A 12303-nucleotide genomic window follows, 5' to 3' on the forward strand; every position below is an offset into this window, starting at 1 on the left:
TCACAAAAGCGTCAGCCTCGGGCCAGCTTCTCCGCCAGCAGCGCCAGCGCTCTGAGCTGTTGCGCCAGCGCTTCACGATCGGCCTGCTGCCCGGCGCGCGGTGCCGTGGAATGGCGAACGATCAACGTAACGGGAAGTTGTTTCTGCCAGCGCGCTTCGCTACGGGCTGGTGCCAGAAGCCATTCCACGCTGCGCTCGCCGGCTTCACGGAACGCCTGCCGAACGGTGGTAAGCGGGGGTGAAAACCAGGCGCTGTCGGCGGTATCATCAAACCCGACCACCGAAATCTGGCCCGGTATCGCTACGCCTTTTTCCGCACAGGCGCGCATGACGCCGAGCGCCATCTGATCGTTTGCAACGAGTATCGCCTCCGGCAGCGCCGGGCCCGCCAGCAGGTGATGCCCTTTTTCATAGCCAGAGGCCGCGCTCCAGTCACCGTGCGCCACAGCCAGCGCGTCCACGCCTGCCTTAGCCAGCGTGGTTTTCCATCCCACCAGACGTGCCCGGGCAGAGACAGAACTTTCCGGCCCGGCGAGCAGAGCGATTCGCCGGTGCCCGAGCGAAAGCAGATGCTCCGCCCCCAGGCTGGCACCCTGCCCCGCATCGAACACGAGGCTGTTCACCCGCGCGGAAGGGGACACGTCGAGAAAAAGCACCGGAACCGGCGAAGCCATGTCCTGTAGCGCTTCTGCCTGCGTATCCTCCAGCGGAACGTTCACCAGCAGCGCCTCCACGCGCTGGGCCAGCAGCTCCTGCAGCGCGGCCCCGCACCGGGCAGGCCGATCCACCATCGAGATAAGCACGCTTGCCCCCTGCTCCACCGCGCGGGATTTTACGGCTGAGGCAATTTGCGACGGCGCGTGCAGCGCAAGATCGGCCGTGATCAGCCCCAGCGTGCGGGTGCGCTTTCCGGCCAGCTGCTGCGCGCCGCGGTTAGGCACATAGTGCAGCTCCGCCATGGCCTGCCGGACCTTTTCCCGCGTGCGCGGAGAAACGTGCTCCGCGTCGTTAATCACGCGGGAAACGGTCTGATAAGAAACGCCCGCCACGCGGGCAACGTCATAAAGAGTGATGGCTTTCATGCATTCTGACATCGCAAAAAGAGAAGCCGCTATTCTGGCACAGTTACGCCATTAAAGCCTGTGAGCGCTTCGCAAAATCAAACAATGCGCTCCGGCCGCGGTGCGGTCAGCCCCCGTGGCTTCTGGCGAAACCACGGCAAACAGAGCTGGATCAGCGGGCCGATGGTTAACGCATACAGCACGGTTCCGACGCCAAACGCTCCGCCGAGCAGGCAGCCGATGAGTAACACGCTCACCTCAATGGCGGTGCGCACGCTGCGAATCGACCAGCCCAGCCGGGCGTGAATGCCGGTCATCAGGCCGTCGCGCGGGCCTGCGCCAAACCCCGCGCCGATATACATCCCGGTGGCAATGGCGTTCACCACGATGCCGGATACCAGCAGGGTAATGCGGACGGGCATCGAGGTAAGTTCCGGCAAAAGCGCCATCGACGCGTCTGCCGCCAGGCCGATACAAATGACGTTGCTGAGGGTTCCGAGACCAGGACGCTGGCGCAGCGGGATCCACAGCAGCAGCACCGCGGCCCCGGTCAAAATAATCACCGTGCCGATGCTTAACCCGGCCTGGATTGCCACCCCAAGGTGAAACACGTCCCAGGGGTCGACCCCGAGATCCGAGCGTATGAACATGGCGGTTGAAAGCCCGTAGAGGCCTAAGCCGACATAAAGTTGTACCAGACGACGTACCATTTTATCTTCTCCGAAGAACCAGGCTTCCATCTTCGGTGAAAATGGCACTATGATTAATGTCCAGTTTCCAAATAGTGGACTGCACATGTCATCACGTCGTTTTGGGAGCCAGTCTCTGGCACGTCTGTTAGGCCACTGGCAGCATGCCGCTTCCCGTACTCCGCTGTGGCGCCAGCTGGCCGATGCGCTACGGCTGTTAATTCTCGACGGCAGGCTGGCGCTGTATACCCGTCTGCCCGGCGAGCGGGAGCTGGCGGCCGCGCTTGACGTCAGCCGGACCACCATCAGCAGCGCGCTGGCCCACCTGCGGGACGAGGGGTATCTGGAGAGTCGTCACGGCAGCGGTTCGCGGGTGATCCTGCCAGACAGCCGCGCCGTGCCCACCCTCTCTACGGCAAGCGCCGCGCTCGATCTCTCTACCGCCGCACTCAACGCGGGGCCCGAGATCCATCAGGCTTACACCCACGCGCTTGCGGCCATCACGCCGCATCTGGCGCTGACGGGGTACGAAAGGCTTGGCCTGCCGGCACTGCGTGAGGCCATCGCCATCCGCTATACCGCGCGTGGACTGCCAACCCGGCCAGACGAAGTGATGGTGGTAAACGGCGCCGTCAGCGGCTTTGCCCTGGTCTTACGCATGTTGACCGGCCCCGGCGATCGCGTGGTGGTAGATCATCCAGGCTACCCGCTGGCGATAGCCGCTATTCAGGGCGCGCTCTGCCGTCCCGTGGGCGTCTCGCTTCCTGAGACGGGCTGGGATACCGATGGTTTTGCCGCAACGCTTGCCCAGACCTCTCCTCGTCTGGCCTATCTGATGCCGGATTTTCATAATCCGACGGGGCGCTGCATGGACGCCGCAACGCGCCAGACGCTAGCCGACATCGCCGCGCAAACCCGCACCACGCTGGTGGCGGATGAAACGATGGTCGATCTCTGGTTTGACGCGCCCCCGCCGCCGCCGCTGGCCGCGTTTAACCCGGAGGCCGACGTGATTACGCTGGGTTCCGCTGGAAAAAGCTTCTGGGGCGGGCTACGCCTCGGCTGGATCCGCGCCTCGTCCCGCACTATCGCCACGCTCGCCCAGACGCGCGACGCGCTGGATCTGGGCTCGCCTGTGCTCGAACAGCTGGCCACGCTCTGGCTTATCGAAAACGGTGAGACGTTCCTGCCCGCTCGCCGAAAAATGCTGGCTGAACGGCGCGACCGCTGCGGACAGATGCTGCGGGAACATTTTCCCGAATGGCGCTTTCATAAGGCGGAAGGCGGGCTTTCATACTGGATTGAATTACCCGGCCCGCTGGCGACCCAGCTGGCCGCGCGTGCGGAATCAATCGGGATCACCATGGGCACCGGCACGCGCTTTGGGCTTTCAGGGGCGTTTGACCGCTACCTGCGGATGCCCTTCTCGCTCGCCCCGCCCGAGCTTGAAGCGGCATTACTGCGGATCAAACCCCTGTGGCTTGCCCTAAATAACAGTACGCCGCCGGTAAAGCGGAGCCTGGTGTAAATTATTCGACAGAAACAATAAAAACTGCTGACTGTAACGCATGCAGTCAGCAGTTTTCATAACGGCAAGCTTAATGTTGAGGAGGGATCGGGAAGCCTTTCAGGGAAATAATAAAATTATCCCCTTCTTTCTTTATTTTTGCACCGGTATCACACCAGTCAGATGCAATTCTAAAGAACTCATCGCTTCCTACATTCCAGCCGAGACGGACGTGCTTCACGTAGCCGGAACGCAACAGGCTGCAGGCCTCGTTGTAGTCACTGGCAGTCGACAGTTGTTGTTTCATTTTCTCTTCTTCAGAAGTTTACGTAATGCTTTGATTTCTTTAGGAGTAAATGGAGTTACGCTCTCTTCTTCCGTATGCTGATTATCAATATCCTCTTCCGATACTCCCGCCTCTTCTACTGCTTCAAATGCCAGCAGCAGCAATTTCTCCGTGGTCACGCTTAAATTCTCATTATTTACTTCCGCATAGTGGCGAAGTCTTTCTTTTAGCGCTTCATCAATTTTAACGTTTAATACCGCAGTCACCATGATTGTCACATCCCTTCGGAATACGTGTTTTATTTAATACACGAAGATAACATTCTTATCCAGATATATATTTTTTGCTTATAACAACAAAAAGACGCCCGATAATAAAATGACAGTCTATTATTACAGGTTTATGACAATATTATTTCAACTGAATGAAAGATATATTACGCAGCCCGTAACAGGCACAGTAATAACAGGGATATTCTGAAGAAAAGATTGGGGAAGCACAAATGGGTGGGGGCCCTGCCAGCTACATCCCGGCACCCACGTCGTCTGCCCTGGCTGCTTCCTTCCGGACCTGACCTGGTGAACAGAGTAGCGTTGCGGGAGAACCAACAGAGCCCCCATTGAGAGCGTTGATAACCAACGCGCTGGCGCATTATCCCTGTGGTGCACCTCAATTGCAAGCCGTCGGCAACCGGATGCTGGATTATTGCGCAAACTGGCGAAGCAATCCGCGTTATCTTCGTTTACCATTGCCCTTCGCGGATTATTCCTCAGGAGTAACGATGGACGAACATGACACTTTTCCGCAGCGAGTATGGCAGATTGTGGCCTCTATCCCCGAAGGCTGCGTGACGACCTACGGCGAGGTCGCCCGGCTGGCGGGTTCACCGCGCGCGGCGCGTCAGGTAGGCGGTGTGCTGAGGCGGCTGCCGGAGGGGAGCACGTTACCCTGGCATCGGGTGGTCAACCGACATGGAGAAATCTCCCTGACCGGGCCAGATTTGCAGCGTCAGCGTCAGGCTTTACTGTCTGAGGGGGTGCAGGTAACCGGATCGGGCAGGATTGATATGCAGAGGTATCGCTGGGAGTACTGACGCCCTCTTCAGAAAGATGAAGAGGGCGAGAGGAAATTACAGCTGCGTTGGCGCCGTTGGCAGCGTCGGCTGATTGGTCTGAGTTGCAACAGGCACTTCAGTTTGCTGTACCGGGACCAGGGTCAGGTCGATTTTAGTGCCGCCTTTGTTGACCGCTTCCTGCACGGTATCGGTGATAAAGACCAGCTTATCGTTGATCGTTACCGCCGCGCTCAGGAGGATACGGGCGTTTGGCTGAACGTCAGACGGGTTGTACGGCAGTACGAAGCTGAACGGTGCCTGTTTACCCTCTGTACGAACTGCACGCTGTGCAAGCACTTTAGACGGTGCATCCGCCAGAGACGCATCGGATAACGTGACCGTTAAAACCGCGTCCGGCGGCAGAGCAACTTTCTGTTTGATCCAGATGGTACCGGACACGTTAGGCTGTCGAATAGCTTGCTGTGAAAGGGTGTTAATCCCGTTTGGGGTCGCCGTTGGTACCGCTACATCGGCACTCTTATCCGCACAGGCGGACAACGCCACCGCCATTGCAACACCGCTTAACATAGGCACGAGTTTCATTGAAGTCTCCTTATCATCAATGCACCGGCGGGATCGATCCCATCCGATGTCGTTTTATTCACATAACGTAAACAAGTGTGGCACAAATCACGGATTTATGCCTAATTTTGCCCAGGTATTAAGATAATTCCACCCATCGGACCACTATCGTTTCTGCGTTATACTCAGCCTATCTTTCGCCACGGCGTTTATTGAGGACGACTATGAGTCAGGCACTGAACAATCTGCTGACATTACTGAACCTGGAAAAAATAGAAGAAGGGCTTTTTCGCGGGCAGAGCGAAGATCTGGGGTTACGCCAGGTATTTGGCGGCCAGGTCGTAGGACAGGCGCTTTATGCAGCAAAGGAGACGGTTCCGGCAGACCGACTGGTGCACTCGTTCCACAGCTATTTTTTACGCCCCGGTGACAGCGCTAAGCCGATTGTGTACGACGTGGAGGTTCTGCGTGACGGCCAAAGCTTCAGCGCGCGCCGCGTCGCCGCCGTTCAGCATGGAAAACCCATCTTTTACATGACCGCCTCGTTCCAGGCGCCAGAGCCGGGTTATGAGCATCAAAAAACGATGCCCCCTGCCCCGTCGCCGGACGATCTGAAATCGGAAACCGACATCGCCCGGGCGCTGGCCCACCTGCTGCCTCCGCAGGTGAAGGAGAAGTTTCTGTGCGATAAGCCACTGGAGATCCGCCCCGTCGAATTTCATAACCCCATGAAGGGGCACACCGCTGAGCCCGCTCGCCAGGTGTGGATCCGCGCCAACGGCAGCGTACCGGCAGATTTGCGCGTGCATCAGTACCTGCTGGGCTATGCGTCAGATTTCAACTTCCTGCCGGTTGCGCTACAGCCCCACGGCGTCGGTTTCCTGGAAAAAGGGATGCAGGTCGCCACCATCGACCACTCCATGTGGTTCCACCGCCCGTTCGACATGAACGAGTGGTTGCTCTACAGCGTGGAAAGCACCTCAGCGTCCAGCGCCCGCGGGTTTGTTCGCGGGGAGTTTTATACCCAGGATGGCGTGCTGGTAGCGTCGACGGTTCAGGAAGGGGTCATGCGTAACAGGGGATGATGTTGCCCTCACCTCTCCCGCGGGTAAGTGAATACAGACTAAAACGGCAACCAAAGGTTGCCGTTTCGCTTTTTATTATGCGTTATACGCATTCTCACCGTGGCTGTTGACGTCCAGACCTTCGCGCTCCTGCTCTTCCGGCACGCGCAGCCCGACGGTCATATCCGCCAGCTTGTAGCCGATAAAGGCCACAACCCCCGACCAGACAACGGTAATGGCGATGCTTTCCAGCTGTACCAGCACCTGATGCATCATGGTCACGCCTTCCGCGTAGCCGACGCCGCCCAGGGACTGCGCGGCAAAGATGCCTGTCATTATGCAACCGATGATGCCGCACACGCCGTGCACGCCGAATACGTCACACGGATCGTCCACGCGCAGAACGCGTTTCAGCGCGGTAACGCCCCACAGCCCTGCCAGTCCGGCGACGATGCCAATCAGCAGCGCGCCGCCGACGCCCACGTAGCCACACGCAGGGGTGATACCCACAAGGCCGGCAATCGCCCCTGAGCAGGCACCCAGCAGCGAGGGCTTGCCGCGAACGGCCCACTCGCCAAATACCCAGGAGAGTATAGCGCCAGCCGTTGCCACAACGGTATTCACGAAGGCCAGCGCGGCGATTTCGTTGGCGGCACTGGCGGAACCGGCGTTAAAGCCGAACCAGCCAAAGTAGAGAATAGCGGTACCGGTGAAGACCATCGGCAGGTTGTGCGGCTTGAACGCTTCCTTCCCGAAGCCCACGCGTTTGCCAATCAGGTAGGCGCCCACCAGGCCTGCTACCGCGGCGTTAATATGCACAACGGTACCGCCCGCAAAGTCCAGCGCGCCATGAGAGGCCAGCAGACCACCGCCCCAGACCATGTGCGCGATCGGGATGTAGGAGAGGGTCAGCCAGACCACCACGAAAATCAGTACCGCAGAGAAGCGAATTCGCTCGGCCAGCGCCCCCACAATCAGCCCCACGGTGATGCAGGCGAACGAGCCCTGGAACGCGACATGGATATACTGATAGAAGCTGCCCATCACCGCGGTCAGCTCGATGTTTTTCAGCATCGCCCAGTTAACGTTGCCGAAGAAGGCGTTACCCTCGCCGAAGGCCAGCGAGTAGCCATAAACCACCCACAGCACGCACACCAGAGCGAACGTGACTGCAACCTGCGTCAGCATGGAGAGTACGTTTTTGCCGCGGATCAGGCCGCCGTAAAACAGCGCGATGCCCGGAATAGTCATGAACAGCACCAGCGCGGTGCAGATCATCATAAAGGCGTTATCGGCTTTGTCTGCCACGGCAGGTGCCGCCATTGCCAGGCCCGGCAGCAGCGCCAGCGACCCCAGACCCGTTTTGATTGTTGCTATCTTCATTTTCTCGATCCCTATCACTGTGTGCCAGGAGTTACTTACAACGCCGCTTCGTCGGATTCGCCGGTACGGATGCGAATGACGCGCTGAAGTTCGGCAACGAAAATTTTGCCGTCGCCAATTTTGCCGGTGTAGGCCGCTTTGCTTACGACATCAATCACTTCATCGAGCTGATCGTCCGCAATCGCCACGTCAATCTTCACTTTTGGCAGGAAGTTAACGCTGTATTCTGCCCCGCGATAAAGCTCGGCATGACCTTTCTGACGCCCAAAGCCTTTCACTTCGGTGACAGTCAGTCCCTGAATACCCATGGAAGACAGCGCTTCACGCACGTCTTCGAGTTTGAATGGTTTGATTACCACCGTAACCAGCTTCATAAATCCTCTCCTGTCAGAATTCGGTAATGGCCGCAGCTAACACGAAGGGGATATTGCAAAGGGTGTGCCAGAAATGAAATATGAGCAGGAAAGCGGCGCGGTGCGCGGTGCCCGGAAAGAGGCGAAAAAAAACGCACCATGACGGTGCATGGCGCGTTTCGGCTTTGCACCAACAGTTGAGTCTGTTAGCGCATTGCCTTGTTATGGTGCATCAGGCGCTGAGCGACTCTTCCTCGCGCGCGCTGGCGGCCAGCTCGTCGCCTGCCAGCTGCAACTGATACATCTGCCAGTAGCGTCCTTTTGCCTCCAGCAGATGGCGGTGCGTTCCCCGCTCAACGGCCTGTCCGCGGTGCAGCACCAGAATAGTATCCGCATCGACGATCGTTGAGAGGCGGTGGGCGATCACCACAAGCGTAGTGCGATCCCGTACGGCAGCCAGCGCCTGCTGGATCGCCTGCTCGGTGCCGGAGTCGATGCTGGCGGTGGCTTCGTCCAGAATTAACACCTGCGGCGTATCAATCAGCACGCGCGCCAGCGCCAGAAGCTGCTTTTGCCCGACGGACAGGTTGTTGCCCTGTTCACCCAGTCTGGTATTGATTCCCTCGCTTAACCCGCGCGCCAGATCCGCCAGCTGCACGGTTTCCAGCACTTCCCAGACCTGCTCCTGGGTAAAGGGCCGCCCCAGCGTAACGTTGGCGTAGAACGTATCGGCAAGCACCACCGGATCCTGCTGCACCATCGCGACGCCCCTGCGCAACGCGGCGTGGCTTAGCGACGAAAGCGGACGTCCATCCAGACGGATCTCCCCCTGCGTCAACGGATAGTAGCCCATCAGCAGGCTGGCGAGCGTGCTTTTGCCGCTGCCGGTGTGCCCGACCAGCGCGACGAACCCGCGCGACGGCACGTTAAGGTTGATATTCTGCAAAACAAGCTGGTCGTCGCGGTAGGCGAACGAGACATTATCAAACGCGATGGATCCGCTTTCCAGCGGGCGTTCGTCACTGCCGTAGGTCTGGCGCGGCCTGTCCATCAGTTCGAACACGCGCTCGCCCGCAACCACCGCCTGTTGCAGCATCGATTGCTGCGTGGTGAGTTCAATCAGTGGTTCATTAAGGCGGCCAAGGTAGCTGATAAACGCGTACAACACCCCAACTTCAATGGTTCCGCGCGTCGTCAGGCCGAACAGCATCAGCAGCCCGCACAGCACCAGCGCCGAGAAGAGGCTCAGCAGCGGGCGTAAAAGGAAACCGTCCAGGCGTAACGTCTGCATCCGCGCCATATAGTGCGAGCGGCTGGCTTCCCCCATTCGCTCGCCAAAACGCGCCTGCTGGCGAAACTGCTGAATAACGCTCATACCGTTGATCACTTCGTTGAAGCCATCATTGATATCCGCAAGGTAAGCGCGCACGCGGCGCACGATCGGCGTGCTGTAGCGCTGGTAAATCACCATCACGATCAGCACCGCCGGGAAAATGGTGATTGCCACCAGCGCCATCCGCCAGTCCAGGCTGAACATCGCCACCAGCATCGCGCCAATCAGCGCGGCACTGCGCAGTACCGTTGCGACAACGGTGACGTACAGGTCGCGGATCACTTCGGTGTCGTTGGTGACGCGCGAAATTACCTGCCCGACCGGCTGGGTATCAAACTCGCTCAGCGGCTGGCGCAGCGCGGCATCCATTACGTCCGTGCGCAGTTGCTGCACCACGCCCACGGCGGCCCGGTTAAACAGCAGTGACTGCGCGTAATGCAGCCCCGCCGCCGTCAGCTGTAGCCCGACGTATGCCACGCCCAGCCCGGCGACCAGGCCGAGAGGCAGATAGCTCTTCGCCACCATGTTATCGATGAAATAGCTGATAAGCAGCGGGCCGGTCACCTCCGCAATCGCGGCGATCCACAGCAGCAGCACGGCGATGGAAAGCGGCTTACGCCACGGTGAGCCGTAGGCCAGCAGACGTTTTAGCGTCGGCCACATCTTTCCAAACTTACGCATCGACGACCTCCTCATCCAGCGCGGCCTCAAGCTGCTGATAGCGGTACATATCCCGATACCAGCCGGCCTGCTCTGCGAGCTGGTCATGCTGACCGCGCTGGGCAATATGCCCGTGCTGAAGCACCAGAATTTCGCTGGCTTCGGTAAGCGCCGACAGACGGTGCGCGCTGATGATGACCGTGCGCCCCTCCCCCCACTGGCGAAGGTTATGCAGAATTTGATGCTCGGTACGCCCGTCAACCGCCGACAGCGCGTCATCCAGAATCAGGATCTCAGCGTCCAGCAGCAGCGCGCGGGCAATGGAGATGCGCTGCTTTTGTCCGCCGGAGAGCATCACGCCCCGCTCTCCGACCTCCGTATCGTAGCCCTGCGGCAGGCGCAGAATATCCTCGTGAACGCTGGCCAGGCGCGCAACATGCTCGATCTCCTGCCGGGTGGCCGTTGGGCACCCGAGCGCGATGTTGTTGGCTATCGTGTCGGAAAACAGGAACGGCGTCTGGCTGACGACCGCCAGGCGGCTGCGCCAGTCGTCCAGCAGCAGCCGCGGCAGCGGGACAGCGTGGAAGCGAATATCGCCTTCGCTCACGTCAAAATGGCGCTGAATAAGCGACAGGATCGTGCTTTTACCGGCCCCCGTCGGGCCACAGATGCCCAGCATCTGACCGGGCTGCAGCGTGAAGCTGACGTTTTCGAGCACCGGCTGCTCCGTTTGCGGATAGATAAAGGCGCGGATATTGGCCTTCAGCACCCCCGGCCCTTCCGGCACCGGCTCGCTGCCATCGTTCACCACCGGCACCTCTGCCAGCATGGCGCGAATACGGCTGTAGGCGGCGCTCCCGCGCTCAACGATGTTAAACATCCAGGCCAGCGCCAGCATCGGCCAGATCATCAGCCCGAGGTACATCGCAAAGCTGGTTAACTGCCCGAGGGTCATGGTGCCTCGCACCACCATCCAGCTGCCGCCGCCCACCGCCAGCAGGTTCGCCATGCCAATCGCTACGTAGATTGTCGGATCGAAACGGGCGTCGATGCGCGCCACGCGCATGTTTTTCGCGCCGGTGTCGGCAGCGTCTGCGGCAAACAGCGCCGACTGCCGGTCTTCCAGACCAAACGCCTTGATCATGCGGATGCTGGTCATGCTCTCCTGGGTGCGATCGTTGAGCGATGAAAACGCCGCCTGCGCCAGCTTAAAGCGGTCATGAAGCTGTTCGCCGTAGCGGTTAATCGCCAGCGCCATCAGCGGCATCGGCAGCAGCGCCAGCAGAGTAAGCTCCCAGCTGATCTGGGTAGACATTACAATCAGTACCGCACAGCCCATCACCAGTGAATCCACCAGCGTTAACACCCCTTCTCCGGCGGCAAACACCACGCGGTCCACGTCATTCGTGGCGCGGGCAATAAGGTCTCCGGTACGGTGACGCAGATAAAATTCGGGGTGCTGGCGGCTCAGCTGACGATAGAAATCTTCGCGCAGCTCAACGGCGAGCTGGTAGGACGCGCCGAACAGCAGCACGCGCCAGACGTAGCGCAGCAGGTAAACCACCACGGCCGTCAGCACCAGCGTACCGACCCACATCATCACCCGTGCGGCGGTGTAATGTTGTTCCGTAACGCCATCGACGACGTATCCCACCACTTTTGGCGGGATCAGCTGCAGGACGGCAATGATAATAAGCAGAGCCACCGCGCCGAGGTAGCGTTGCCACTCCCGACGAAAGTACCAGCTTAATTGGGCAAATAATCGCACGCGGTATTTTCCTGAAGGTATTTTACGAAGTTATTCAATGGGTAATGCTGTGGTGTATTTAATCTGTTCCATAGCAAAGCTGGAGGTGACATCGGACAAGCCCGGTACGCTGTTGACCAGCCGCTTGTAAAAATCATCGTAGCGCTTCATGTCCGCCACCTGAACGCGCATCAGATAGTCATATTCCCCCGCCATGCGCCAGAAGCCGAGCACTTCCGGCATTTCGGATACCTGCGTGACAAAACGACAGTACCATTCGCTGCTGTGATGCTGCGTTTTTATCAGGACGAAGGCGGTCAGCCCAAGCCCCAGTTTTTCGGGATCCAGCAGCGCCACGCGTCCCAGCAGAATGCCATCATCTTCCAGCTTTTTGAGGCGCTTCCAGCACGGGGTGGTGGTCAGATTAACGGCATCTGCCAGCGCCTGCAAAGAGAGGGTGCAGTCGTTTTGCAGCAATGAAAGCAGCTTGCGGTCAATTTTATCTAGCATGTCCACCTCGCAGAGAAAATTTTTCTCCCTTCATTCTATTTTAAAGGCCAGATAGCAACAATTTTTTCTGTGCT

13 protein-coding genes and 1 other RNA gene are annotated in these 12303 nt (G+C 59.0%); 3 read left to right on the forward strand and 11 right to left on the reverse strand.

What is annotated here, in order from left to right:
- Positions 1-11 precede the first annotated feature (11 nt).
- Positions 12-1082 carry a LacI family DNA-binding transcriptional regulator gene (locus tag MOQ06_RS12800; protein WP_242173393.1) on the reverse strand — a complete coding sequence of 357 codons (1071 nt, stop codon included), beginning with the start codon at positions 1080-1082 and terminating at the stop codon, positions 12-14.
- Between the two features lie 77 nt (positions 1083-1159).
- Complete coding sequence (locus MOQ06_RS12805; protein ID WP_242174431.1) at positions 1160-1771, reverse strand: hypothetical protein; 612 nt, start codon at positions 1769-1771, stop codon at positions 1160-1162.
- 85 nt (positions 1772-1856) lie between these two features.
- Between MOQ06_RS12805 and MOQ06_RS12810 the strand changes: the two genes are divergently transcribed.
- Positions 1857-3278, forward strand: coding sequence for a PLP-dependent aminotransferase family protein (locus MOQ06_RS12810; protein ID WP_242173395.1), 1422 nt, complete (start codon positions 1857-1859; stop codon positions 3276-3278).
- A 70-nt stretch (positions 3279-3348) separates the two neighbouring features.
- Here the strand turns inward: MOQ06_RS12810 and MOQ06_RS12815 are convergent, their stop codons facing one another.
- The 3 genes from MOQ06_RS12815 to ffs form a co-directional block, all read right to left on the reverse strand.
- A complete protein-coding gene (locus tag MOQ06_RS12815) occupies positions 3349-3564 on the reverse strand; it encodes a hypothetical protein (RefSeq protein ID WP_148420302.1) in 216 nt (71 codons plus the stop codon).
- Positions 3561-3812, reverse strand: coding sequence for a hypothetical protein (locus tag MOQ06_RS12820; protein ID WP_148420301.1), 252 nt, complete (start codon positions 3810-3812; stop codon positions 3561-3563). The genes MOQ06_RS12815 and MOQ06_RS12820 overlap by 4 nt, the downstream gene beginning before the upstream one ends.
- Positions 3813-4056: 244 nt before the next feature.
- An RNA gene (ffs, locus tag MOQ06_RS12825) (signal recognition particle sRNA small type) lies at positions 4057-4153 on the reverse strand.
- 84 nt (positions 4154-4237) lie between these two features.
- Here ffs and MOQ06_RS12830 point away from each other — a divergent pair.
- Complete coding sequence (locus tag MOQ06_RS12830; RefSeq protein ID WP_193355732.1) at positions 4238-4636, forward strand: MGMT family protein; 399 nt, start codon at positions 4238-4240, stop codon at positions 4634-4636.
- A 36-nt stretch (positions 4637-4672) separates the two neighbouring features.
- Here the strand turns inward: MOQ06_RS12830 and MOQ06_RS12835 are convergent, their stop codons facing one another.
- Complete coding sequence (locus tag MOQ06_RS12835; protein WP_148420299.1) at positions 4673-5200, reverse strand: YbaY family lipoprotein; 528 nt, start codon at positions 5198-5200, stop codon at positions 4673-4675.
- Positions 5201-5403: 203 nt separating this feature from the next.
- Between MOQ06_RS12835 and tesB the strand changes: the two genes are divergently transcribed.
- On the forward strand, positions 5404-6264 hold the full coding sequence (gene tesB / locus MOQ06_RS12840; protein ID WP_148420298.1) for an acyl-CoA thioesterase II: 861 nt from the start codon (positions 5404-5406) through the stop codon (positions 6262-6264).
- Positions 6265-6339: 75 nt separating this feature from the next.
- Here tesB and amtB read toward each other — a convergent pair whose 3' ends face one another.
- From amtB to MOQ06_RS12865, 5 genes are all read right to left on the reverse strand, one after another.
- Positions 6340-7626 (reverse strand): ammonium transporter AmtB, encoded by a 1287-nt coding sequence (amtB, locus tag MOQ06_RS12845; RefSeq protein WP_148420297.1) that lies wholly within the window; start codon positions 7624-7626, stop codon positions 6340-6342.
- Between the two features lie 35 nt (positions 7627-7661).
- On the reverse strand, positions 7662-8000 hold the full coding sequence (glnK, locus tag MOQ06_RS12850) for a P-II family nitrogen regulator (protein WP_006809867.1): 339 nt from the start codon (positions 7998-8000) through the stop codon (positions 7662-7664).
- 211 nt (positions 8001-8211) lie between these two features.
- Positions 8212-9993, reverse strand: coding sequence for a SmdB family multidrug efflux ABC transporter permease/ATP-binding protein (locus tag MOQ06_RS12855; RefSeq protein WP_242173398.1), 1782 nt, complete (start codon positions 9991-9993; stop codon positions 8212-8214).
- Positions 9986-11740 (reverse strand): SmdA family multidrug ABC transporter permease/ATP-binding protein, encoded by a 1755-nt coding sequence (locus MOQ06_RS12860; RefSeq protein WP_242173400.1) that lies wholly within the window; start codon positions 11738-11740, stop codon positions 9986-9988. The genes MOQ06_RS12855 and MOQ06_RS12860 overlap by 8 nt, the downstream gene beginning before the upstream one ends.
- 30 nt (positions 11741-11770) lie before the next feature.
- Positions 11771-12229: an Lrp/AsnC family transcriptional regulator gene (locus MOQ06_RS12865; protein ID WP_023310581.1), complete on the reverse strand. Its 459-nt coding sequence runs from the start codon at positions 12227-12229 to the stop codon at positions 11771-11773.
- Between the last annotated feature and the right edge of the window lie 74 nt (positions 12230-12303).

The sequence above is a fragment of the Enterobacter sp. I4 genome, from assembly GCF_022669095.1.
Taxonomy (GTDB): Bacteria; Pseudomonadota; Gammaproteobacteria; order Enterobacterales; family Enterobacteriaceae; genus Enterobacter; species Enterobacter pasteurii.